This is a genomic window from Pseudoalteromonas sp. 20-MNA-CIBAN-0454, assembly GCF_040308685.1.
Classification (GTDB): Bacteria; Pseudomonadota; Gammaproteobacteria; order Enterobacterales; family Alteromonadaceae; genus Pseudoalteromonas; species Pseudoalteromonas nigrifaciens.
Map to the genome: position 1 here is coordinate 1 of NZ_JBEOOB010000032.1, position 24,916 is coordinate 24,916.

21 protein-coding genes and 8 tRNA genes are annotated in these 24,916 nt (G+C 39.9%); 7 read left to right on the forward strand and 22 right to left on the reverse strand.

The genetic code is table 11. The annotated features are described in order from the left end of the window. The first annotated feature begins 385 nt into the window (after window positions 1-385). Window positions 386-1,804 (forward strand): alanine/glycine:cation symporter family protein, encoded by a 1,419-nt coding sequence (locus AAEZ22_RS14370; protein ID WP_011328579.1) that lies wholly within the window; start codon window positions 386-388, stop codon window positions 1,802-1,804. 684 nt (window positions 1,805-2,488) lie between these two features. On the opposite strand, the gene AAEZ22_RS14375 is transcribed toward AAEZ22_RS14370, so the two are convergent. The 12 genes from AAEZ22_RS14375 to AAEZ22_RS14430 form a co-directional block, all read right to left on the reverse strand. After that, window positions 2,489-2,575, reverse strand: a tRNA-Leu gene (locus tag AAEZ22_RS14375). A gap of 38 nt (window positions 2,576-2,613) precedes the next feature. Beyond that, a tRNA-Cys gene (locus AAEZ22_RS14380) sits at window positions 2,614-2,687 on the reverse strand. Between the two features lie 19 nt (window positions 2,688-2,706). Continuing rightward, window positions 2,707-2,782, reverse strand: a tRNA-Gly gene (locus tag AAEZ22_RS14385). A gap of 75 nt (window positions 2,783-2,857) precedes the next feature. Then, window positions 2,858-2,944 (reverse strand) — tRNA-Leu (locus AAEZ22_RS14390). A 39-nt stretch (window positions 2,945-2,983) separates the two neighbouring features. Continuing rightward, window positions 2,984-3,059: transfer RNA gene (locus tag AAEZ22_RS14395), tRNA-Gly, on the reverse strand. Between the two features lie 64 nt (window positions 3,060-3,123). After that, window positions 3,124-3,210 (reverse strand) — tRNA-Leu (locus AAEZ22_RS14400). Between the two features lie 37 nt (window positions 3,211-3,247). Beyond that, a tRNA-Cys gene (locus tag AAEZ22_RS14405) sits at window positions 3,248-3,321 on the reverse strand. Window positions 3,322-3,338: 17 nt separating this feature from the next. Then, window positions 3,339-3,414 (reverse strand) — tRNA-Gly (locus tag AAEZ22_RS14410). Window positions 3,415-3,630: 216 nt separating this feature from the next. After that, entirely contained in the window at window positions 3,631-4,176 is a 546-nt protein-coding gene (gene pgsA, locus AAEZ22_RS14415; RefSeq protein ID WP_011328580.1) for a CDP-diacylglycerol--glycerol-3-phosphate 3-phosphatidyltransferase, read from the reverse strand. Between the two features lie 42 nt (window positions 4,177-4,218). Then, on the reverse strand, window positions 4,219-6,042 hold the full coding sequence (uvrC, locus tag AAEZ22_RS14420; RefSeq protein ID WP_089368515.1) for an excinuclease ABC subunit UvrC: 1,824 nt from the start codon (window positions 6,040-6,042) through the stop codon (window positions 4,219-4,221). A 9-nt stretch (window positions 6,043-6,051) separates the two neighbouring features. After that, entirely contained in the window at window positions 6,052-6,702 is a 651-nt protein-coding gene (gene uvrY / locus AAEZ22_RS14425) for a UvrY/SirA/GacA family response regulator transcription factor (RefSeq protein ID WP_011328582.1), read from the reverse strand. 148 nt (window positions 6,703-6,850) lie between these two features. Continuing rightward, entirely contained in the window at window positions 6,851-7,996 is a 1,146-nt protein-coding gene (locus tag AAEZ22_RS14430) for a dicarboxylate/amino acid:cation symporter (RefSeq protein ID WP_011328583.1), read from the reverse strand. A 692-nt stretch (window positions 7,997-8,688) separates the two neighbouring features. On the opposite strand from AAEZ22_RS14430, the gene cysK reads away from it, so the two are divergent. Together cysK and AAEZ22_RS14440 are read left to right on the forward strand one after the other, a co-directional pair. After that, window positions 8,689-9,657, forward strand: coding sequence for a cysteine synthase A (gene cysK, locus AAEZ22_RS14435; RefSeq protein WP_352297735.1), 969 nt, complete (start codon window positions 8,689-8,691; stop codon window positions 9,655-9,657). 121 nt (window positions 9,658-9,778) lie between these two features. Then, a complete protein-coding gene (locus AAEZ22_RS14440) occupies window positions 9,779-10,213 on the forward strand; it encodes a hypothetical protein (protein ID WP_041454731.1) in 435 nt (144 codons plus the stop codon). 75 nt (window positions 10,214-10,288) lie between these two features. On the opposite strand, the gene AAEZ22_RS14445 is transcribed toward AAEZ22_RS14440, so the two are convergent. The 8 genes from AAEZ22_RS14445 to AAEZ22_RS14480 form a co-directional block, all read right to left on the reverse strand. Next, window positions 10,289-12,565: an acyl-CoA dehydrogenase gene (locus tag AAEZ22_RS14445; protein ID WP_011328586.1), complete on the reverse strand. Its 2,277-nt coding sequence runs from the start codon at window positions 12,563-12,565 to the stop codon at window positions 10,289-10,291. Window positions 12,566-12,807: 242 nt separating this feature from the next. After that, window positions 12,808-13,611 (reverse strand): putative porin, encoded by an 804-nt coding sequence (locus AAEZ22_RS14450; protein WP_352297738.1) that lies wholly within the window; start codon window positions 13,609-13,611, stop codon window positions 12,808-12,810. Between the two features lie 200 nt (window positions 13,612-13,811). Beyond that, a complete protein-coding gene (locus AAEZ22_RS14455; RefSeq protein ID WP_011328588.1) occupies window positions 13,812-14,186 on the reverse strand; it encodes a PH domain-containing protein in 375 nt (124 codons plus the stop codon). Then, on the reverse strand, window positions 14,186-15,094 hold the full coding sequence (locus AAEZ22_RS14460) for an ABC transporter ATP-binding protein (RefSeq protein WP_011328589.1): 909 nt from the start codon (window positions 15,092-15,094) through the stop codon (window positions 14,186-14,188). The genes AAEZ22_RS14455 and AAEZ22_RS14460 overlap by 1 nt, the downstream gene beginning before the upstream one ends. Continuing rightward, a complete protein-coding gene (locus tag AAEZ22_RS14465) occupies window positions 15,091-15,918 on the reverse strand; it encodes an ABC transporter permease (protein WP_086999203.1) in 828 nt (275 codons plus the stop codon). Before AAEZ22_RS14465 ends, AAEZ22_RS14460 begins: the two co-directional genes overlap by 4 nt. Window positions 15,919-16,061: 143 nt before the next feature. Continuing rightward, the gene (locus AAEZ22_RS14470) at window positions 16,062-17,243 is read right to left on the reverse strand and encodes a cystathionine beta-lyase (protein WP_352297742.1); all 1,182 of its coding nucleotides are present in this window, start codon (window positions 17,241-17,243) and stop codon (window positions 16,062-16,064) included. Between the two features lie 2 nt (window positions 17,244-17,245). After that, window positions 17,246-18,169 (reverse strand): NAD(+) diphosphatase, encoded by a 924-nt coding sequence (gene nudC / locus AAEZ22_RS14475; protein ID WP_352297745.1) that lies wholly within the window; start codon window positions 18,167-18,169, stop codon window positions 17,246-17,248. 190 nt (window positions 18,170-18,359) lie between these two features. Next, window positions 18,360-18,863, reverse strand: a complete 504-nt coding sequence (locus tag AAEZ22_RS14480) for a LabA-like NYN domain-containing protein (protein ID WP_011328593.1) — start codon at window positions 18,861-18,863, stop codon at window positions 18,360-18,362. 150 nt (window positions 18,864-19,013) lie between these two features. Here AAEZ22_RS14480 and AAEZ22_RS14485 point away from each other — a divergent pair, with 150 nt between their 5' ends. Together AAEZ22_RS14485 and AAEZ22_RS14490 are read left to right on the forward strand one after the other, a co-directional pair. Then, the gene (locus AAEZ22_RS14485; RefSeq protein ID WP_041454486.1) at window positions 19,014-19,637 is read left to right on the forward strand and encodes a hypothetical protein; all 624 of its coding nucleotides are present in this window, start codon (window positions 19,014-19,016) and stop codon (window positions 19,635-19,637) included. Beyond that, a complete protein-coding gene (locus tag AAEZ22_RS14490; protein ID WP_192532208.1) occupies window positions 19,637-20,380 on the forward strand; it encodes a DUF3307 domain-containing protein in 744 nt (247 codons plus the stop codon). Before AAEZ22_RS14485 ends, AAEZ22_RS14490 begins: the two co-directional genes overlap by 1 nt. Before the next feature lie 104 nt (window positions 20,381-20,484). Here the strand turns inward: AAEZ22_RS14490 and AAEZ22_RS14495 are convergent, their stop codons facing one another. Further along, the gene (locus AAEZ22_RS14495; RefSeq protein ID WP_011328596.1) at window positions 20,485-21,885 is read right to left on the reverse strand and encodes a DEAD/DEAH box helicase; all 1,401 of its coding nucleotides are present in this window, start codon (window positions 21,883-21,885) and stop codon (window positions 20,485-20,487) included. Between the two features lie 150 nt (window positions 21,886-22,035). Between AAEZ22_RS14495 and AAEZ22_RS14500 the strand changes: the two genes are divergently transcribed. Further along, window positions 22,036-22,458: a DUF1801 domain-containing protein gene (locus AAEZ22_RS14500; protein WP_011328597.1), complete on the forward strand. Its 423-nt coding sequence runs from the start codon at window positions 22,036-22,038 to the stop codon at window positions 22,456-22,458. Between the two features lie 51 nt (window positions 22,459-22,509). Here AAEZ22_RS14500 and AAEZ22_RS14505 read toward each other — a convergent pair whose 3' ends face one another. Next, entirely contained in the window at window positions 22,510-23,349 is an 840-nt protein-coding gene (locus tag AAEZ22_RS14505; protein ID WP_058373708.1) for an isopenicillin N synthase family dioxygenase, read from the reverse strand. A gap of 276 nt (window positions 23,350-23,625) precedes the next feature. On the opposite strand from AAEZ22_RS14505, the gene AAEZ22_RS14510 reads away from it, so the two are divergent. Then, window positions 23,626-24,828 (forward strand): bifunctional alpha/beta hydrolase/OsmC family protein, encoded by a 1,203-nt coding sequence (locus tag AAEZ22_RS14510; RefSeq protein ID WP_086999221.1) that lies wholly within the window; start codon window positions 23,626-23,628, stop codon window positions 24,826-24,828. Window positions 24,829-24,916: the final 88 nt, after the last annotated feature.

Consider the following 24,916-nt stretch of genomic DNA (forward strand, 5'->3'; position numbering starts at 1 on the left):
GTTAAAGAACGTTTTGAGTCGCTTTAGCGTCTCAAGGGATGCGTATAATACATCCTTTATTTTTCGAGTCAACACTTTGTTTTAAACTTTCTTTCGACAATTTAAAACCGAAGTTTTATTTAACTCTCTGAGTAGTTCGCGTCTCGCTAGGCGTTGAAGTTTCCCGTCTCAGTGGGGTCGCATTATAGGGAGCCGCAGATTTTACGCAAGCGTTTTTATCGCCTTTTTTGTATTTAATTTTTACCCCAAAGATACACAAGCCAGACCCACAGGTTACCCACAAAAGCCTGTGGACAAGTCATTTTTTTACCTCGATTACTAAACTATTTCTCAAGCTTATGCTAAGTTGCGCGACAGATTTAAACTCGTTGATTAGGCAAATAGCATGACAGATATAATAAACAGTATAAGCAGCCTCTTATGGGGCCATGTTTTAGTATACTTATTAATAGCAGCAGGGCTGTTTTTCACCATTCGCCTTCGCTTTATTCAATTTGTACAGTTTCCTCACATGATAAAAGTGATGTTTTTGAGTCGTAGAGGTTCAGGCGATGGCATCTCTTCATTCCAAGCCTTTTGTACTTCACTCGCAGCGCGTGTTGGTACTGGTAATATGGCAGGTGTTGCAGTTGCACTTTATTTAGGTGGTGCTGGGGCTATTTTTTGGATGTGGCTTATTGCTTTAATTGGTATGGCGACTAGTTTTGCCGAGAGCACATTAGCGCAAGCTTATAAAACGCGTGATGAACAGGGGAACTTTCGTGGTGGCCCTGCTTATTATATGGAATATGGTTTAGGTAAGCGCTGGATGGGCGTTATTTTTTCACTGTGTTTAATATTAGCGTTTGGTTTTGTATTTAACGCAGTGCAATCAAACTCTATTGCAGCTGCATTTAAAGTCGCTTTTGATATTCCGAACTATGTAGTAGGTATTGCTTTAGTTATTGGCTCTGGGATCATTATTTTTGGCGGTTTAAAAACTATTTCTCGATTTGCAGAAATGGTAGTGCCTTTTATGGCTCTTGCTTATTTACTCGTGGCTTTGTACGTTTGTGCTTTAAATTACTCTGAGCTACCTGGTGTTTTTATGCATGTTATAAATAGTGCATTTGGCATTGAGCAAGCAGGCGCAGGCGCAATTGGCTACGGCGTTATGCAAGCGATGATCCAAGGCATTAAACGTGGCTTGTTCTCAAACGAAGCGGGTATGGGTAGCGCTGCTAACGCAGCTGCAACAGCAACACCTAACCCTCCCCACCCTGCCTCACAAGGGTATGTGCAAATGTTAGGCGTTTTTGTTGATACTATTGTAATTTGTAGCGCTACTGCGGCATTAATTTTATTATCACAACAACTTACTGCTGGCTCTGGTTTAACGGGCATAGCTTTAACTCAAGCAGCACTTGAGGAGCATGTAGGTAGTTGGGGTGCAATATTCGTTGCGATTGCTATTTTATTCTTTGCTTTCACATCTATTGTTGCTAATTACTCTTATGCAGAAACAAATTTATTATTTTTAGAGCATAACCATGCATACGGCATGTTGATTTTTAGATTGTTAGTATTAGGTATGGTGATGTTTGGCGCTATGGGTGAGCTACCATTAGTGTGGACTTTAGCTGATATATCTATGGGGTTAATGGCTATTGTGAACGTTATAGCATTATTTATGTTGTCAGGCGTAGTTGTTTGGCTTGCTAAAGACTACAACACGCAACGTCGTGCTGGGAAGTTACCAACCTTCGATCCAACTAAAAATAAGCATCTTGATAAAACAATTCCAAAAGGGATTTGGCATAAGTAATTAAATGCTAATATTGGTTAAATTAAAGGGAAGCTATAGTGCTTCCCTTTTTTTGCTTTTAAAGCACATCCCCCATTGCTGGCTCGCCTTTATATGGCTAATAACGCTTCACTCTACACCTTCATACAATAACCTAAGCCTCAGAGACGCATGAGGCCTAACCTCCCCCCCTAAACTTAGTAACGATGATCTGGCGATTTAAATGGTAACGCTTTGCCGATTACTTATTGCTAACGCCTAGTAATCGCTACTCATGGTAAGCATTTAGTTTTGTATTGTAATACGTTCTCATGCGGCAAATACAAAACCCTATACTAGTGTATAGAGTCCTCATGTTTTGATTAGTATTCTAACTAGATGAAGTGTAGCCATGTAGCTAAGCGCTGCGGCGTTATTTCGTTACGGGATCTTTGGTATTATCAGCAAGTGTGGCTATTTCTTACGTGCAGTAACAATAAATAGCTAATTGCTTAATTGGAAATACTTATTTAGGTAAGGCTGTAGACTTTAAGATATAAATAAGCACTGAATCTAGCGTTATTTAAGGTAACTATTCACTTTAACAGACTGGGTTTTATTGTAGTAACAAGATGTGTAGTTTTATTATAACGAATTGATGCGTAAATACTGACTAATGTTATTGCCAGCTTATAGCATTGTTTATAAGTAGTAATAGCAAGAAAGTGGTGCCCGAGGCCGGAATTGAACCGGCACGACTTGTTAGTCGAGGGATTTTAAATCCCTTGTGTCTACCAATTCCACCACTCGGGCATCGAGTTTGCTAATTAAAGCGTGTGGAGTAAATTATATGGAGGCGGAACCCGGAGTCGAACCGAGGTAAACGGATTTGCAATCCGGTGCATGGCCACTCTGCCATTCCGCCTAAATGTATCCAAATAATTTGGAGCGGCACACGAGGCTCGAACTCGTGACCTCGACCTTGGCAAGGTCGCGCTCTACCAACTGAGCTAGTGCCGCATTTTATTCTATAAGCAATGGTATTTACTTATACTATAAATTAGTATTTTATTACTCTGCCACTTTATATAAAAGTGGTGCCCGAGGCCGGAATTGAACCGGCACGACTTGTTAGTCGAGGGATTTTAAATCCCTTGTGTCTACCAATTCCACCACTCGGGCATCGAGTTTGCTATTTAAAGCAAGTGGATAAAACTAATATGGAGCGGCACACGAGGCTCGAACTCGTGACCTCGACCTTGGCAAGGTCGCGCTCTACCAACTGAGCTAGTGCCGCATCATATTAGTTCTAAATTAAACATTTTATAAATTACACTTGGTAATGTAATTAAACCACAAAGTGGTGCCCGAGGCCGGAATTGAACCGGCACGACTTGTTAGTCGAGGGATTTTAAATCCCTTGTGTCTACCAATTCCACCACTCGGGCATCGAGTTTGCTATTTAAAGCATGTGGAGTGTTGCTATGGAGGCGGAACCCGGAGTCGAACCGAGGTAAACGGATTTGCAATCCGGTGCATGGCCACTCTGCCATTCCGCCTTAACAATGAGATAAACTGGAGCGGCACACGAGGCTCGAACTCGTGACCTCGACCTTGGCAAGGTCGCGCTCTACCAACTGAGCTAGTGCCGCATTTAATATTATTCAGTAAGCTTTCTATCAACTTGCAACGTATTGCAGTAAATATTCAGTAACTGATTAATTACCATTTAGTTTATCTTGGGGGCTATGCCCTCTCAACACGGACGCATTCTACAGAGATTATTAAACGCGTCAATACAAAAAATGCCACTTTCGAACTGTTTGATTATTTTTTATCTAATATGGTGCGTTATTAGACGTTTAGAATCAATTTTTGGTCAATTCACTCCATGCCGATACCAAATATTGCACCATAGAACTCAATGTTAGGAAGGTCGCAATATACAATAAACCAAAACTTAAATAATTCATCCAAGCATCGTATTGCCAAATTAGACCGATAATGGCTAACATTTGTGCTGCTGTTTTTATTTTACCCATATTAGATACAGCCACGTTATCGCGCTTACCTTGTTCTGCCATCCATTCACGCAGTGCAGAGATAACAATTTCGCGGCTTATTATAATAAGTGCCGGGATAGTCATATACATAGACTGATAATGCTCTGATAACGCGACTAAAGCAGCGCACACCATAACTTTATCGGCAACGGGATCTAAAAACGCACCAAAGGGGGTTGATTGCTCAAGTTTACGTGCTAAATAACCGTCGAGAATGTCGGTTATTGATGCAAACCAAAAAATAAAGGCGGCAGCAAAAAGCGCCCATGAATAAGGCAAATAAAATACCACCAAAAAAATGGGGATAAGAAAAAGTCTAAAGGTTGTGAGTGTGTTTGGAATATTCCACATAACTGCTTGGGTATGTCTTTTTTGCTATATTCGCATGAAGGGCTAACCCTTGTCATGCAAATGGTTAAATATCTTGTCAGCCATGTCAGGGCTGATCCCCGGTACTTTCTTTAACTGTTCTATATTAGCAGCTTTTACCCCTTGCATGCCCCCTAAATATTTTAATAATGTTTGTCGGCGCTTAGCACCTACGCCATTTATTTCTTCTAATAATGATTGCGTTCGTTGTTTTTGGCGCTTATTACGGTGCCCCGCAATAGCAAAACGATGTGATTCGTCGCGTATATGCTGAATTAAATGCAGTGCAGGTGCATCTGAATCCATTGGAATAGTTTTTCGACCACCGTCTATTAACAGTGTTTCGAGGCCGGGTTTACGGCTTGTACCTTTAGCTACACCAACTAACAAGGGCATTTTTGCATGTGGCCAAGTAGCAAAATACTGCTCTGCACGCCCTAATTGCCCTTTACCACCGTCTATAAAAATCACATCGGGTATTTTATCTTCATCAACTAATTTGTTGTAGCGCTTATTAAGCGCAAACTCCATGGCAGCATAATCATCTCCACCGGTTATTCCAGTCACGTTGTAACGCCTATACTCTTTAGTATTGGGTCCTTGTGAATCAAATACCACACAGCTAGCAACCGTGTTCTCCCCCATAGTATGGCTTATATCAAAACATTCCATTCTGGTTATATCATCAAGGCGTAGGGTAGCTTTTAATTGCGCATAGCGTTTATTAATAGAGTCTTGGGTGCTTTGCTTAACGGTAATACTATTTAATGCGTTTTTATTGGCTAACTGCAAATACTGGGCACGCTCACCCCGAGTAACTACTTTAAGAGTTACTTTACGCTCACTTATTTGCGTAAGTGCTTGGCCTAATACGTCGCTTTCTTGTATTTCGAACGGCAAAATGATTTCTTTTGCGATACGCCCAGTTGCCCCCGGCGCTAAATAGTACTGGCCTAAAAACGAAGTCAATATTTCTTGTTCACTTGAGTCTTTTGGCACTTTTGGAAAGTAGGTTTTACTGCCCAATACTTTATGGTCGCGGATCATCAATAAGTGAATGCCATTTAAACCATTTAGGTGTGCAAAGCCTACAACATCCATTTCTGCAAAATTACCCGAAATAGACTGTTGTTCCTGCATTTTACGCAGCAACATTATTTGGTCACGCACTTTTGCAGCCAACTCAAAATTTAGCTGCTGGCTAGCTGCTTCCATTTTTTTAATGAGATCGGCGATTACCTCATGTGATTTACCCGTTAAAAACTTACGCACATAATCAACTTGCTCAGTATAATCTTCATCTGAAACTTTATTTACACACGGGGCTGAGCATCGTTTGAGTTGATATTGTAAGCATGGTCGGCTGCGCGCACGGTAATAAACATCTTCGCATTGACGAATGGGAAATATTTTTTGCATCAGTCGTAAGCTTTCTGATACCGCCCCCGCACTTGGAAATGGGCCAAAATACTCACCTTTTACTTTACGACTGCCACGATGAAACGCTAATCGAGGATGTTTATGATTAGTAAGTAATATATAAGGATAGGATTTATCGTCGCGTAATAAAATATTGTAACGAGGCTGATACTTTTTTATCAGATTGTTTTCAAGTAATAGCGCTTCGGTTTCGGTATTAGTAAGCGTTACTTCAACATTACAAATATTACTGACTAAAACACGGGTTTTGCTGTCGGTGATGTTACTTCTAAAGTAACTACTCACCCGTTTTTTTAAATGCTTTGCTTTACCAACATAAATTACTTGATTGTCACTATCGAGCATACGGTAAACCCCGGGCTCACTCGATAGTGTTTTTAAAAACTGGACGTGATCAAATTCAGACATAAATTATGATTAGTACGATACGTCTATATCAATCATTTTATAGCGAATAGCTAAATGAGTCAGCTCTACATCGCCACTCACATTTAGTTTTTCAAACATACGATAGCGGTAGCTATTAACTGTTTTAGAGCTTAAATTTAAACGCTCAGCTATACTTTGTGCTTTTTCACCTTTGGTGATCATTAGCATTATTTGCAGTTCTCGCTCTGACAAACTCTGAAATGGACTTTCATCTGTGCGCCCACTTACCTGTGCTAATGCAATTTGCTGTGCAATTTCAGGTGCAATATAACGCTGCCCGGCATGCACACAGCGTATAGCACGTACCATTTCATCAGACCCAGCACCTTTAGTTAAAAAGCCATGCGCGCCAAGCTGCATTACGGTACTAGGATACGGATCTTCACAATTAACAGTAAGCACTATAATTTTTACATCAGGGCAATAACGACATATCTTTTTCGTCGCCTCAAGGCCACCAATACCGGGCATATTCATGTCCATAAGTACTATATTGGGTGAGTGTTGACGACAAAATTGCACAGCCTCTTCACCTGTTTTAGCTTCTCCAACAACTTTAAAGCCTCGTACATCGTCAAGAATCCGCCTGATCCCTGTTCGTACCAACTCATGGTCATCAACTAAAAGTACATTAATCAATGGAACATCCTCACTAGCCTAATAAAATGCAATTTAATAATATTAATTTGCCACAGTAACACAGTTAAAATAAAACAATAACCGATATTATTTCATCGTTTAAGGTGTGTTAATACATGTATATTAACAGATTAACACACCCAGTTTATTATGCTTTTTCGCTAAAGCGATCTACCCACAAAGCAATAACGCCATCACCGGTTACGTTACACGCAGTACCAAAACTGTCTTGGGCTAAATATAGTGCAATCATTAAAGCTACTGCGCCTTCATTAAAGCCTAGCATAGTTGTTAATAAACCCAGTGCCGACATTACTGCACCACCTGGTGCACCTGGTGCGGCAATCATTACTACACCTAACATCATAATAAATGGCAACATGCCCATTAATGAAGGTGCTTGCATGCTTGGTGATAAAAACATGACCGCCATTGCACAGGTTACAATTGTAATTGTAGAGCCCGATAAATGAATTGTCGCACAAAGCGGAACCGTAAAATTGGCTACGTCTTCTTTTACGCCATTCGACTTACTTGATTGTAATGATACTGGAATTGTTGCAGCGCTAGACATTGTGCCCAAAGCGGTAAAGTACGCTGGTAGCATATTTTTAATTAATTCGATTGGGTTGCGTTTTAGTAACAAGCCTGTAGATACATATAAAACAGTAAGCCATAACCAGTGCATAACCAACGCTGCAATAAGTACTACGCCAAATGCTTGTAGGGTATCAACAACTGTTCCTGCTACCGTCATTTCGGCAAATACACCTGCAATATAAAATGGTAATGCCGGTATTATCACCTTAGATAATAAGCTATCAACAATATCACGCCCCTGATCAGACACTGTTTTAAGCGTAGTCAATTCAAGCTGGCTCATGCCAATACCAAATATAAATGCGCTCATTAATGCAGTCATCACGCCCATTAGTGGCGGAATTTCTAAATCAATAAAACTACCAACTTGTGTCGCTGATTCAGCTTCAAATGTAATACCGCCACTTAAAAATGGAATTACTGTGCTAACCAGTAAAAAAGCCAATGTGCCAGCAATAACAGTAGAGCCATAAGCAAAACCAACTGTTTTACCTAATAAGTGCCCTGACCCTTTTGGTAGTCCAGCAATACCCGATGCAATAAAAAATAAAATGATCAGCGGTATAGTAAAGGAGATCAATTGTCCAATCAGTTCTTTAACAGTATATAAAAGTTCAACGCCTATTAGTGGTAAATAGAGTCCAGCTAAGATACCGGCCACAATACCGGCAATTAATTTTAAGATTAACTTCATTGTGATTGCTTTCTTGAATTTAGATACTGTGTTTTTATCATGTTTTGCATAGCTTGTATCATAAAACTGTTCAACTGCAGTTCATTTGCACAAATAAGCAACAATACGGTGAGTATTAAGTCTTTAATAGATTAATTGTTAGAATATAAATAAATATAACACGCCTTTCAAAAGTTTATTTTTCTACTTAATCTGAACCCTGATTAAGAGATTTACTAACGTATTGAATCATAGTTATATTTAATTTTATTTTCTCTAGCCAGAAGTTTTCAATGAAAACAAGGCGAATTTACGCGTCAATAGCTGGCCTATTGCAAGTTAATTCAACGCAGTTAGCGCTGAAAATAGCTGCTTGAGATAGATTTATTATCCGGAGCTCAGGTTCCTTAAGTAACACTTGTAATGATCACGAGGCCAAGTTTTTATTTAATTAGGGTTTATTTATCTTTTAAGCGTCGTTAGCGTCAATTAATGAGCAGTAACCACATTAAGAAGGCCCTACACAGCTCAAAAATCAACCACGCTGCGGTAAATTCAAGCTTGAGAAATAAACACATCCTCGTTATAAGCCCAATAAATATATGTTATAGCCAAACTTTACTTTAAATTTTTTAAACTCACAGTAAAGTATGCTTATATAGTTAATAGCAAAACTACTAACATGTTAAGCGGATTGTATCCAAAGGAACATTATGTCTACTATTTTTGAAGATAACTCACTAAGCATTGGTAATACACCGCTGGTAAAACTTAACCGTGTTACCGGTGGCAACGTATACGCAAAAATTGAATCTCGCAACCCAAGCTTTAGTATAAAATGTCGTATTGGTGCATCAATGATTTGGGAAGCTGAAAAATCAGGGCAGCTAACGAAAGATAAAGAACTAATTGAGCCTACATCTGGTAATACCGGTATTGCGCTGGCGTTTGTGGCAGCATCTCGTGGTTATAAACTAACCCTTACCATGCCAAATACTATGAGTTTAGAGCGCCGAAAACTGCTCAAAGCATTAGGTGCAAACCTAGTACTAACCGATGGCGCAAAAGGTATGAACGGTGCAATTGATAAAGCAAAAGAAATTCAAGCAACCGCTCCCGATAAATATATTTTATTACAACAATTCGAAAACCCGGCAAACCCTAAAATTCACTTTGAAACCACCGGCCCTGAAATTTATGATGCCCTTGACGGTAAAGTAGACTTTTTTGTTGCAGGCGTTGGTACTGGCGGTACTATCACTGGTGTTAGTCGCTACCTTAAAAACGAAAAAGGTCTCAATGTAAAATCGATTGCTGTTGAGCCAACAAATTCACCGGTTATTAGCCAAACGCTAGCAGGTGAAGAAGTTAAGCCTGGGCCACATAAAATTCAAGGTATTGGTGCTGGCTTTATTCCTGGTAACTTAGATTTAAGTGTGATTGATGGTGCAGAGCAAGTATCTAACGAAGATGCTATTGCGATGGCACACTTACTAATGAGGCAAGAAGGTATATTAGTAGGTATTTCATCTGGCGCAGCGGTTGTTGCGGCGAAACGCATTGCTGAAAAGCCTGAAAATGCAGATAAAAATATAGTGGTTATTTTACCAAGTGCCACTGAGCGTTATTTATCAAGCCCCATGTTTGATGAAGAGTTTAGTGAACAAGAGCTCGTACAATAAGTATTTTGTTTGAAAAAAGGATGCTCTTAGCATCCTTTTTTATTACTTATTTATTCACCCCCCTTTACATCCGTGCAATAAAGCCACACACTTTGTAAAGAATGAATAAATTATATTGATGATGAAAAAACTAACCTCTTTTTTAAGCTTAACTTTTTGCCTATTTATTATTAGCTGCACTGAAGAAGTTGCCCAAGTTAATAGCACGCCGGGCGATGCTGCAACGGCTTATTTTGACGCGCTTTATAATCAAAAAAATCTGCATAAAGCCAGCACTATGGCAACCCCAAACCTTGCCCGCATTATGAAATCATACGGTACTGCTAAGCAATTTTCTCGCACCTTATTAAACATGCAATATGATCAAGTGGTTATAGAAGTTGATATGTCTAATATGAGCTTACGGGAGCAATATGGCGACTCGGCTAAAATTAATCTTATATTCACCGGCACTCTAAATGGTAAAAAAATTGATGATATGCGCAGCGTTAAAATGCGTCATAAAAAAGGCCTATGGTATATAGATAAAATAGTGACCGATCCTTACGCTCGTTAACTTAAATGAATTAAACGCAAAAAGGCCTTACATTTGTAAGGCCTTTTCGTTTTAGTTATTACTTAAAGCACTGCGTTATAGCTCACCAGGTTGAAAGTTATCAACTGCTATGGCTTGCTTTCTTAATTTATTAGCATGATGCATTGCATCGGCATCGGTTTGCTTTAATAAATCGTTTTCAAGCGCATAATTAATCGCCCCCTCAATATCAAGCGTAGCGGGTACCTTCCCTTTACGCTGCCATTGTTTTAGATCTTTAAATTGTGTTTGCATATCATGCATTGCTAAAAATGCACTTTCCATTACACCCGTACCCGCGTTTTCATCCACATAACATAAATGCGTTAAACGGTTTCTAAACACACCTGGTTGAGTCATATGTTTACAAATACTTTGTGCAATGGCATCACTTGGTTTGTGATAATGATTACCGAGTGGGAATACAATACGTTTGAGCACAAAGTTAACCACCGGGTTTGAGAAATTTTTAAAGAAACCATCAAATGCTTGGCCAATTTCATACAATGACGTTTCTATTGCGTATTTAACAAAGGGTAAGTCGGCTTGTTGACGCCCTTCGTCTTCAAAACGTTTTAGTACGGTTGACGCTAAGTACAAATGGCTTAATACATCACCTAAACGTGCCGATATCATTTCTTTACGTTTAAGTTCTCCGCCTAACATGAGCATGGCTACATCTGTACATATGGCAAGGCCACGGCTCATTCTTGTCAGTTGCTTATAGTAAACTGCTGTTTCGCCACTTACCGGTGCTTTAGCAAAACAACTACGCGTTAAACCATGCACAAGTGCCATGCTGGCGTTGCACGCGGCAAACATAATATGGTCCATTAATAAACCATCAAATTGCTCTAATGCAGCGTCATCATCTTCCATCGCTGCCGCTTCCATTTCTTTTAATACAAACGGATGACAACGTGTGGCACCTTGGCCAAATATCATTAAATTACGCGTTAAAATATTAGCGCCTTCTACCGTAATCGATACCGGGATCCCCATATAGCCATGCGCTAAATAGTTATTTGGACCAACCTGAATGCCTTTACCTGAATGAATATCCATCGCATCGTTCATTACTGTACGACCCATTTCAGTCATATGGTATTTAGCAATAGCGGTAACAACTGAAGGGCTGAGTTTTAAATCAATTGCACCTGCCGTCATTAAACGACACGACTCAAGCGCATAGGTTAAACCACCAATACGTGCAAGTGCCTCTTGTACACCTTCAAATTGACCAATAGACACACCAAACTGTTGGCGCACCATGGCGTAAGCTGAGGTCATTTTAGCGGCTAAATGCCCTGTTGCTGTACTTAATGCTGGCAATGAAATGCCACGCCCTGCACTTAAACACTCAACCAACATGCGCCAACCACGTCCAGCGCCTTGCTGCCCGCCTATAATCCAATCCAGTGGAATAAACACATCTTCACCGTACGTTGTGCCATTCATAAACGCCATATTTAGTGGGTAATGGCGCTCGCCAGTTTCAACTCCAGGGTGATCAGTAGGGATAAGCGCACAGGTAATTCCCAGCTCTTTTTCTCCACCTAATAAACCATCAGGGTCATACATTTTAAAGGCAAGCCCTAAAACCGTTGCCACAGGCGCAAGCGTAATATAACGTTTTGACCAATTTAAACGCAGGCCTAAAACCTCTTCGCCATTATGCTCCCCCATACACACCACGCCTGAGTCAGGAATGCTTCCTGCATCAGATCCGGCTTCTGGACCTGTTAGTGCAAAACAAGGTACATCTTCACCAGTCGCCAACGTAGGCAACCAGCGGTTTTGTTGCTCTGTAGTACCGTAATGTAGCAGTAATTCACCTGGGCCTAAGCTATTAGGTACCATTACGGTAACAGCTGCTGTTAAGCTTTTTGTGGCAATTTTTGACACTATAGTAGAGTTTGCAATCGCAGAAAATTCACGCCCACCAAATTTTTCAGGAATTATTAATGCAAAAAAACCTTCCGATTTTAAGTAATCCCAAACATCTTTTGGTAAGTCTTTATCTTTTTGCACAATTTGATAATCGTCAAGCATAGCCAATAAAGTCTCTACTTGATTATCCATAAAGGCGTTTTCTTTATCACTTAGCTCAGGCTTAGGAAAGCGGTGCAGCTTTTGCCAGTCTGGGTTACCACTAAATAACTCACCATCCCACCAAACATCACCAGCTTCCATTGCCTCGCGCTCGGTTTGTGATAACGGCGGTAATACTTTTTTAAACATTTTAAAGGTAGGTCGACTGATTAAATTGAGGCGAATATTTTTAACTGCAAATATAACCACCACCACGACCAGCAATATAATAAAAAATGTCATGTGCATATTCCTTGATACATTGAATGAAAATAGTGGTTTAATTATGACCGTTCTCAAGTTAAATACAATCATTCTTCAGTCGTAAGTTATGCTTAGTTTATTTAAAAATCACCTCTTTTAACTTTCTGCATAGCTTTAGTTATTATTTTTAACTCAATTACTTACTTTAAAAATACAAAAACCCCGCTTAGTATTAAGCGGGGTTTGTTTTTACTCTTAAGTAAATTAACTATAAGCCTTAATTAAAACTGAAAACGCATGTTAGCAAAGTAAGCATCGTTGCCTGAATCATCAGCATTGTTACCGTAACCAACTTTAATACCTACATTTTTATTAATGAAATGCTGAGCACCAAAGCTGTAAGCATCTTGCTTGTTGTAGTTAGCAAATACAGATGTTGCTTTTGAGAAGTAGTAGTTAGTTTCTGCTACCCATTGGTTTTCTTTATCATCAATGCTCTCGTACTTACCTTCAAACGTTAAGAAGTTACCTTGCTGCAAGTCAATAAAGTATTTAGCTGCTACTGCACGGTAATCAAAGTCGTCATCAGCGGTTACTGTTACACCAATGTAGTCAGTGCTGTTTAGCATGTGGTTGTAAGCTAAATCAAATAACGCAAAATCTTCACCGTTTTTGTTTTCAACTAAAGTTACTTTAGCCAGTAAGTTTGGGTTAAAAAAGAAACCACCTGAAAGCGTGTAAAACTCATTGTGCGAACCAGTATCAAGGTTACTGTAAGATGCACCTACCACAAAGTTGTTAATAAAGTATTCGCCACCAACTGAAGTTACGTCACTAGAGTCGTCGTCAGCGTAGCTGCCATATACATTACTTTGTTTATTTATGTATTCAAACTGATCGTACGGGCCTAATGTTTTTTTAGGCGATAAATAGTAAATAGAATCCACCGCAACGGTATTGTTATTGCTGCTAGTTTCATGCTTAAAGCCTAGGTTACTAATTGACTGATAGCTATCTGCTGCCATTGCAGTGGTTGCAGCGCTAGATAATAAAATACTTGAGATAATAACTGCTAACTTTTTCATTATGATAAATCCCTATTTATATGACTTTTTTATGTCTTAGCTGGGTAGCTGAGATCGAGGGACATGCTAACGCTGTGAAACTGAATGAAAACTTAACTAAGCACTTGTATTCATTAAGTTAATTGTAATGAAGTGTAGGTATGTGTAAGATTAAAGTAATTGCAACACCATGCTAACAACTACTTTAACTAAACTAAGTATTACAGTGCATATTGGCTAATAATACGATAAACATCATTAATATTATCGCCAGACTTAAAGTCTTTACTAATAGGTGTAGAGTCTGAGCCAACCCATATTTTCAGCTCGGCATCTAGATCAAAATGCCCTGCGCTTTCTTTACTAAACTTTGTTATTTTTGAGTAAGCTATGCTGATCATTTCCATTTTAGAACCAGTAACACCTTGTTTATCTATCAAGATCAATCGCTTGTTAGTAAAAATAAACATATCGCGTATTACTTTATAAGCCTTTTCAACCTGTTCGCCTTCTATTAAGGTATTTAATAATACTTTTTCTAAGTCGGCATCATCTACTTCGCTAGCGTTACCCATTAACCCACTGAATAATCCCATTATAATTTCTCCTGTTTAAAAATTTGATTCTCTAGGGTGTGTCCGTTCACAAGCTGCCTATATTGCCAGTTATGCTGATGGCAAAAGTTAAGCAATGCAATATCAAGCGGCTCACCTGTAGGCTGGTACTCAATTACAAACTCTTTATGTTGGCTCATATATACACGGCTTATACCTGCTATCGATTGCAACTGCTGCTCTACATTTTGATAATTTTCATTAAGCATTAGGGTATAAAAATGTGTATCTGACTTGTTTTCTTTGGTTTGATGCTCGCTTAAAACGCCTTTATCTAAATGCAATACTTGCGAACAAAGTCGCTCCAGCTCGGTTAAATCGTGCGAGCTTAAAATAAAAGTAGCCTGCTCACTTAAATCAGAAACCAGCTCGCGTACTTCTCTGGCATGAATAGGATCAAGCCCCGCAGTGGCTTCATCAAGCATCACTATTTGCGGCTCACCAATAAGCGCCTGTGCTATGGTTACACGTTTACGCATACCGTGTGATAAGTCCCCTGCACGCTGCTTTGCAATCTCTTTTAGACCAACCAAGTCAAGTACACGTAGCGCCTCAGTTTGGCTTTGCTTAGCGCCCATACCCTGTAGTTTTGCATAAAAGGCAAGTTGCTTGTCTATATTAAAACGAGGGTCAAGCTGCGCGTCTTGCGGTAATGCACTTACTTTATTAAATAAAGCTGCGCTGCCAGGCTTATGCCCTAATATTTCAAGACTGCCTTTACTGGGCGCTATATAGCCGCATAACAAACTAAATAAGGTGGTTTTACCCGCGCCATTTGGACCAACAAGCGCCACTGGCGCACCTTTATTTATTTCAAAGTTCACATTATTAAGCGCAAGTTTTGCGCCATACGATTTACTCAAACCGCTGCCTGTAATTAATGCTCTCATAGTGAGCTCCTTGCAAAAACACGCTGAGCAACGCTTAGTAATACCGCTGTTTGGATCAGTGGAATAGCCACCGCGCTTAGTAATGGTAAATTTTGTCCAGCTAATAGCTCTATTTGTACACCCGGAAATAAATAATCAAGCATACCTAATGCGGGGATTTGCCACTGCAAAATACCAACAACAATACCGCCTGCAGTAAAATATAAAATTGCCAACACTATAGATAAACGCGATGAGCGAGCAAAGGTATTTATCAACGTCATAAGAGCTACAAATGGGCACAGAGTAACCACTAATATTAAAAATATAGAAAGTGCGCGGGCAAAGCCACCAGCAAGTAAACTAGGATCTCTAAACCCCAGCACAGCGAGCGTAGCCACCAGGGTAATACCTACCAAGCATGCTAATACCGCTAATTGCCCTAAAAAACGGCCAAAGAGTATTTCAAAACGTGTTGAACGCAGCGATAAAAAGCGAAGTGTGCCACGCTCTCTATCGCCTACCGTTTGGTCGCTGCAAATAAACACACTAAATATCGGAAAGCTATACAAAGCAATCAGCCAATACATAGCAAATTCAGCCTCAGGCCAATCAAGTAATTTACTTAAGCCTATGGAGCCAGATATATCACGGGCAATTTGTTCAAAATCGGGCGCACTTACAATGCCTACCGCTTGCCCTATCGGGTAGCGCAGTATTATTAGCCACACCAATGCAAAGGCAGCTAATGCAATGAGCCCACGTTTAGTTAAAAACATACGTACGAGCTCAAAGCCTGCTATTTGCGTTAGTCGCCCTATGTTTATCGGTAATGGTGTTGCCATTGACTATCCTTAATGACTTTTTGTTTTCAGTATATTTATCCACACTAAGTGTAAACACCTTGAATTACCAGCAAAAAAAAGCTCACCAATGGTGAGCTTTGTAACAATACATTTTAATGTAACAGCATAAATTACATTAAAAATTATAAATGCTGCTTATAAACCTCAAGTGCTTGGCTTAAGTCGTTGATTAAATCGTCTACATCTTCAAGGCCTATATGCAAACGAATAACGGGCCCTAAATCCCAACCTGTATCCGAACGCAGTCCTTTCATGGTTAAATTAGCGGTTACTAAGCTTTCGAAGCCGCCCCACGAAAAACCCATTTTAAAATAGTGTAGGCTATCTAAAAACGCATCTATGGCAGCCTGCTCCCCTGCTTTCATTACTATTGAGAACAAACCATTACTGCCATCAAAGTCACGTTTAAAAAATTCATGCCCCGGGCAAGTAGCAAATGCTGGGTGGCGAATATGATCAACAAGCTCATGTTGCTCAAGCCATGTAGCCACTTCTATTGCTGCTTTTTCGTGTTGATTTAAACGCACAGCCATAGTGCGTAAGCCCCTAAGTGCTAAATATGCATCGTCTGCGCTAGTGCATTGCCCGAGTAAATAGGAGTTTTCGCGCAAAGTTAGCCAATACTTTTTATTAGCAACAGCCACGCCCATCATTACATCAGAATGGCCTACTATATATTTAGTAGCTGCTTGAATACTAATATCAACACCGTGCTCAAGCGGACGATAATGCAAACCGTTGCCATAGGTATTATCAAGCATGGTCATTATGTGGTGCTCGTTTGCTACTTTTACCATAGCCGGTACATCTTGAATTTCCATGGTAATAGAGCCCGGCGATTCCAAAAATAATACCTTGGTGTTTGGTTTAATGTAGTCTTTAATTCCAGCACCTATAGTAGGTGGGTAATACGTAGTGCTAATACCCAGGCCGGCTAGAATTTTATCGCAAAAATCACGAGTAGGTTCGTATACATTATCAACCATTAAAATATGGTCGCCGGTTTTTAAAAACGACAGCAAAGTTTGGCTAATTGCAGCTGCGCCACACGGATAAAGTACACACCCTTCGCCGCCCTCAAGCTCAGTTATCGCCTCTTGCAGCGCAAAGTGGGTAGTTGTGCCTCTACGGCCATAAAATAAGGTTTTGTCACCACATGTTTTAGCGGCTTTTTTTAATTCTGCTACTGAGTCAAATACTATGGTTGATGCACGTTGCACAACCGGATTAACTACACCGTGGGTATAGGCTTTTTTACGTCCTGATGTAACAAGTTGGGTATTTTTATTGCTTTTGCTCGTCATGCTTAATCCTTATTATTTAGCCAGTACTCAATTAAATAGCGAGAAATAGAATCTGTTCTGGGAAGCTTTAAATGCTCCCCTTCGTCATGCCAATTACCAAACTGGCGTAGCTCTTCACGGCTAAACCACTTAGCATCGTCAAGTTCGTTTTTATCAACATTAATATCTTCTGTAACCGCTTCGGCAAAAAAGCCCAGCATTATTGATGAAGGAAACGGCCAAGGTTGTGATGCAACATAACGTACATTATTTACTTCAATACCCGCCTCTTCTTTTACCTCACGAGCAACTGCTTGCTCGAGTGTTTCACCGGGATCAACAAAGCCCGCTAACGACGAATACATACCGCTCGCCCACGCAGCTTGACGACCTAGTAAACAGCGCTCTACCCCATCGGCAAACACTTTAGTAACCACCATAATTACTGCAGGATCAGTGCGCGGAAAAGTAGAGTGTTTACAGTTTTCGTTTTCGCATACTCGCGAATGCCCGGCTTCTACTAAATGATTTTTACTGCCGCAACGTCCACAAAAACTATGAGTTGCATGCCAATAACATAAGCCGCGTGCAAGTGCCGCTATTGAAGCGTATTTAATGGTTACTTGAGGGCCGTATTGGCGTATGTCAACAAACTGTGCGCCGTCAATTAAAGGATCAAGTATGCTGGTATCTAGCTTAGATACATCAAGAGCAAACACCCCATCTTTTGCATTGTTTAAACCAACAAAAATAGCATTAGTTAAATCTAAATGGGCAACCTGTTGATACGATAAATAACTAACTTTTGGGGTATCTTTAATAAATAAGGTTTGATTATTTTTAACTAAAACCCACTTACTTTGCGCCGACATATGCGCTTTAAGCCATGCTGGGTCGTTACGAAAATTTGAGCCTCTGTCTAGTGGCATGTTGCTGTAATGAAGCATTTAAATCCTTAGGTACACGTTATGTTTTAAAATTACCATAACCCTTTAGTAAACCCAATTTATTAGCGCGATAAAAAAAGCCTAAAATAGGCTTAATTGCTATATAACACTGCAGTATTAAAAAGTCTCATGTTGCAGGGGCTAATAGCCTATGTGAGTGTTATTTTTTGGCTATTTAGTAAACCTTGATTTAAAGCAAAAATGTATTGTCGATTAAATGAAATTGCTCAGCACTTTGTTTTAATGCCTCTGCGGTTAACCTATCAGCGCCATATACATCACACGAAACATTATATTGGCTTTTTAAATGCCCCAACAATAAAGCAAAGTCGCCATCACCAGAGAGTAAAATAACTTTATCAAGGTTTTTACCATGCTCAAGCATATCAATGGTTATACCCACATCCCAGTCGCCTTTGGCACTGCCATCGCGACGTTGAATAAATGGCTTAAGTTTTACCTCAAAACCAATTGCACGCAAAATATTTTGAAACTGGCTTTGTTTTTCATCCCCTCGGTAAATTGCATAAGCAAACGCACATTCAATATTATATTGCTGCGCCATAACTCGCCAAAATGCGTTGTAATCAAAGTTTTTTCCGTAACTTTCACGGCAAGTGTAATAAATATTTTGTACATCGACAAAAATACCTACACGGGGTTTGGTATTTTGCAGCTCGTGTTGTGAAGTCATTTAATTTCCTAATCAGGATTTATAGTAATGGCGTGGTGCTATTAAAATAAGTGTACCTTGCATTTTTTATTTAAGTAACCTAAATTGGTTACTTAACTCCATGTAACCAATTTAGGTTACATTTTAAAAAGTAACTATTTCGAGGCTCATATGATTGGTGTGATCAGCGGCGACATTATTAAATCGCAAACTATTCCTCAGCAGCAGTACGATGCCATGCTTTATCAGCTAGAGCAAAGCCTAAGAAGTATTACCACACAGCGCACTCATTGGAATATATACCGAGGCGATGCCTTTCAATTACAGTTAAACAACCCAGAGCAATTATTTAAAACCGCTATTTTAGTGTATTTACACTTAAAAGCATCGGGGTATGAACTACGCCAAAGTATGGCTTTAGGGAAAATAGATAATCCGCGCAGCGATATAAAAACCGCAACCGGCTCTGCCTTTACTCTTTCTGGGCAAGGGCTAGATAAAATAGCCAATCAACGCTTTATTATTAATATTGCAGAGCAACAACTCGATGAGAGCTTAAGCCTTAATCTAGCCTTTGTAGATGTGTTACTCACTAAAATTACGCTAAAGCAGGCCAATGCCTTGTATGTGTACTTAACTAAAGCCGACAACAGCCATGCCGCTGTAGCTAAAGAGCTAAAAACAAGCCGGGAGAATGTTACTAAATTGCTTAATTTAGCGCATTACCAACTAATAGAGCGTTTTATTAAATACACTCAGCAATGTATCCAAAAAATAATCGCAGGAAGTAAATAATGGCATTTTCACTCTTACTCGTTGCCCTTATTATTGGCCACCTACTCGCCGATTTTTACTGGCAACCCATGAGCTGGGTAAACGACAGAAACACCCGCCACTTTAAAGCAAAAAAACTTTACTACCATGTATTAGTTCACGGCGTGACTAGCGCACTAATTATTACGCTTTGGGAGTATACCTTTGGCTGGCAACAACTGAGTAGCGTATTTCTTGCCACCAGTATTATCGTGATTAGCCACTACTTTATTGATATTGCAAAATCGTACTCTAATAAAGGCGTAGTGCCTTTTTTATTCGACCAAATTGCACATATCATCATTATTATTGCGATAAGTATTTGGCTAACTGACAATCTGCAGCTTACTAACAGTGTAATGGCGCTATTAACCAACTCAAAAGCGCTGTGGGTTATAGCTGGTTACCTCATTATTTTAAATCCCAGTGCCGTATTTATAAGAATGATGTTAGAGCGTATAACCAACCACTTTTCAAGTGATGGTAGCCTGCCCTTAGCTGGACAAAGTATTGGCATGCTTGAAAGAGTACTGATGCTGACGTTTATCTTATTAGATCAGTTTGCAGGGCTAGGGTTTTTAATTGCCGCTAAATCTGTATTTAGATTTGGCGATTTAAGTGCCAGTAAAGATAAAAAGCTCACCGAATATGTAATGCTAGGCACACTACTTAGCGTAAGTGTTACCTTATTTGTAGGATTAGGAATTAATTACTTAATCAGCTAGCCTGTAATAATAGCAAAGCATACACACTAAAAAATCCCCATTAAAAAACGCGCTACTTGTAAAGCAAGTAAGCGCGTTTTTTGTATCAGCGTTTAAAAGTATTATTAATCGTTGTTACTTGGACGACGACGGCGCTGAGTATTACCACCAACAGATTCGCGTTTTGCCCATGGGCTTTGCGCTTTATCATCCGTTTTAGCTACTGGCTTTTTAGAACCGCCTCTGCGCGCACCCGTACCGTTTCCGCCATTATTAGGCTTTTTATTATTTGGCTTGCTGCTGTCAGATTTAGGCTTATTAAATGGCTGATTGGTCTTTTTAGCTTTTTTAGGAGCGATTGGACGCGCATCTAAGTCGCGCTCTGGTACTGGGTTAACCGGCTCAAAACCTTCTTCGGTAGCACGAGGAATAAGCTCACCAATAAAGCGTTCAATGCCGTATAAATCCACTGCATCTTCCGTGGTTACAAACGAAATTGCATGGCCCGATGCACCGGCGCGGCCAGTACGGCCAATTCGATGCACATAATCTTCGTATACGTTTGGTAAGTCGTAGTTAACAACGTGTGGAAGCTCCACAATATCTAAACCACGGGCAACAATATCGGTTGCAACTAACACACGTACTTCACCGCTTTTAAAGCCATCAAGGGCTTTAACACGTGCGCCTTGCGATTTATTGCCATGAATAGCCGCGCCAACAATATCATCGCGCTCTAGTTGTTTAACTAAGCGGTTTGCGCCGTGCTTAGTACGGCTAAATACTAATACTTGCTGCCAATCGTTAGTACGAATTAGGTGGCTTAATAACGCTGTTTTACGTGGTTTATCTACCGCGTAAACACACTGAGTAACGCTTTTAGCTGTGGTGTTTTTTGCAGCAACAGAAATTTCAACCGGATCGTTTATCAACCCTTTTGCCAGTGCACGAATTTCGTCAGAAAAGGTTGCCGAAAACATTAAGTTTTGACGTTTTGCAGGCATTTTTGCAATCAGGCGTTTAATATCATGAATAAAGCCCATGTCGAGCATGCGATCAGCTTCGTCAAGAACTAATACTTCAACACTATCAAACTTAACCGCATTTTGATTATGTAAATCGATTAGGCGCCCCGGAGTTGCCACTAAAATATCAACCCCTTTGCGCAAACGCTGCATTTGTGGGTTAATTTTAACACCACCGTAAACTACAAACGAGCTTACATTTGAATGCTTTGCGTACTCTTCAACATTTTCACTAACTTGCAAAGCAAGCTCACGTGTTGGCGTTAAAATAAGTGCACGCACATGGTTACTTTTAGCTTTAGGACCGCTAGACAAACGCTCAATAAGTGGCAGTGTAAAACCCGCTGTTTTACCTGTTCCTGTTTGCGCTGCTGCCATCACATCACGACGCTCAATAATCGCCGGAATTGCTTGAGCCTGAATTGGCGTTGGCGTTTCATAGCCCTTCTCTAAAACCGCATTAACTAAAGACTGTGATAAACCTAAACCTTCAAAACTCATATAAACTCTCTTTTAAATAAGGCTAAACTAGCCAGTTGCGCGCATTATACCTATAACCTGCAATATTGCATAAAAATATTCACATCCAACTTTTAGTACTCATTTTTTGCTACTATTAACTACCGCTAAAAATAAATTAAAGAGTTACTTATGAGCTTAAAAACCCAAGCAAACCAAATAACTTTAGTTGAGTGTTTACATAATGTAGAGACTAAGCGGGAAGATGAGGCGAAAACATTACTCGCCCTATTTACAAAAGTCACTAATGAGCAAGCCGTTGTATGGGGTAAGGATATTATTGGCTTTGGCCACTACACCTATAAACATAACTCTGGCAGCAGTGAAAAATGGCCACTCACTGGCTTTTCCCCGCGTAAAACCAAGCTGTGTATTTATATAATGCCCGGCTTTGAAGATGAGACGATTAAAACCCTACTTAACCAGTTAGGAAAGCACAGTTTAGGTAAAAGCTGTTTATATATTACAAACCTAGCTAAAGTGGATTTAACGATACTCGCGCAGATTATTACAAGGTCACTCAACATTATGCAGCAGCGCTACCCGCAGTTATAAAACGCAAAAAACGGCTAAAAAGCCGTTTTTTTATATCGCGATATTTACTAGTTACTTAACGCCAAGCTCACGTAAACGCTCTTGCAAGTAACTATCAGCAGTATAGCGCTCTGATAACACCACATCTGGGCGAGGGTGTAAAAATAGTGGTAATGAAATACGCGACTTACTAGACGCTTTACCTGTTGGGTTAATTACCCGATGAATTGTTGAAGGGAAATAACCACCCGACGCTTCTTGTAGCATGTCACCAATATTAATGATCAAGCAACCAAAATCAGAAGGAACATCTAACCAACCGCCTTCGGTATTTTTAACTTGTAAACCCGGTTCATTAGAAGCAGGTAATACAGTTAGCAAGTTAATATCGCCATGCGCAGCTGCACGAATAGCACCAGGCTCTTCATCGCCGGTCATTGGTGGGTAATGTAAAATACGCAGCAATGTTTGCTCAGAATTAGCAATCATATCTTTTAAGTCAATCGAAAATTTAGCACGCACATCTGCTGGTGCTTCTGCTTGTACCCAACTTAAAAGCGTTGCTGCAAACTCATTAGCTAAACGATAGTACTCACGTATGTCTGCTTCTAACTGGGCAGGTACACGGCCTTTAGGATAAACATGGAAATACTCTTTAATGTCTTTAACTTTACAGCCTTTTGCCACTTCAGATACCGAAGGCGGAAAATAGCCATCTTGGGTGTCTTTAGAAAATAAAAAGTCCTGCTTTTGATCTGAGTTAAAAAAGTCTTGCCAATTTTTATAAATAGACTCAACTAAAGATTGCGGAATTGGATGGTTTTTTAATACCCCAAAGCCGGTATTTCTTAATGATTCAACAAATTGAGCAGCCGCATTGTCCGCTTTATAATCAACAGTAGGTAATTGCATTGTACATTCCAGTGAATAGGTTGTGAGAGATCATTTACATTATAGAGGTAGATTACTCTATTTAAGCAGCAAAGCCTGTATTATTACCACCGTGAGGATAGACAAACAGCCCTAAAATCATAAGGACATATGTCCGCACTTTGGCTAGGTGAGCAATCGAGTTGATCTTAATCAAATTATAAATAAAGATTGAAATAACATCACTTCGCACCTATCTCTGAACTATGATAGTAATGTTTATTATTTTGTACTTAAATTTAAGTATTAAGGCTTCTCATGCGACAAAAAGTATCTTTTAAAAGTGGTGATTTAAAATTGGCAGGACAACTTGAACTGCCCTCTGGTGAAATTAAATTTTACGCCCTATTCGCACACTGTTTTACCTGTGGCAAAGATATAGCGGCGGCAACACGTATCAGCCGTGCACTCACACAACAAGGGATTGCAGTATTACGCTTTGATTTTACCGGCTTAGGTAATAGCGATGGCGACTTTGCCAATAGTAATTTCTCATCTAATATTCAAGACTTAGTAGCGGCCGCTAATCACCTGCGTGAACATTTTGGTGCGCCGCAGCTACTTATAGGCCACAGCTTAGGTGGAGCAGCAGTGCTGGCCGCTGCAGAGCACATACCAGAAGTATCGGCAATTACTACCATAGGTGCGCCGTCAGATGCACAACACGTAGCACACAACTTTAAAGCCCACCTAGATGAAATTAACGCAGCTGGCGAAGCTAAAGTAAATTTAGCAGGCCGCGAGTTCACTATTAAAAAACAATTTATAGACGATATAGCTAAGTACGATAAAAGCCACATAAGTAAACTTAAGCGCGCATTATTAGTAATGCACTCCCCTATTGACGCGACTGTAAATATTAGCGAAGCCGAAAAAATTTACGCATCAGCTAAGCACCCTAAAAGCTTTATTAGCCTAGATAACGCCGATCACTTACTTACTAATAAAAACGATGCCGACTACGCAGCAGATATTATTGCCACCTGGGCCAATCGTTATGTAAATTACGATAAAACTAAATATACGGCTAAATTAAATAATGGCAGCGTATTAGTAGAAGAAAAAGACCATGTATTTACTCAGCACGTAAGCACCAAAGAGCATACCTGGCTTGCCGATGAGCCACTAAAAGCAGGTGGCCATAACTTAGGCCCAGATCCGTATGAGCATTTACTCGCGGGGCTTGGCGCGTGTACCTCTATGACACTGCGCATGTATGCGAGCCATAAAAAATTACCGTTGGAGCATGTCAAAGTTGAGCTTGAGCACACTCGCGATTATAAAAAACAAGACGGTGACGCAGAGCAAACCCAAGGTGTTGAAGCTATTACGCGTAAAATCACCTTAACGGGCGATTTAACCCCCGAGCAACGCGCGCGCTTACTCGAAATAGCTAATAAATGCCCAGTGCATAAAACCCTGCACAATAACCCACTGGTGATAAGTGAATTGGTAGAGTAACGTATAATAATTTTAATTCTGTATATAAAATAGCGCAGTTAAAGCTGCGCTATTTTTTCATCTTGTTAAGCTAAATAATTAATTATTT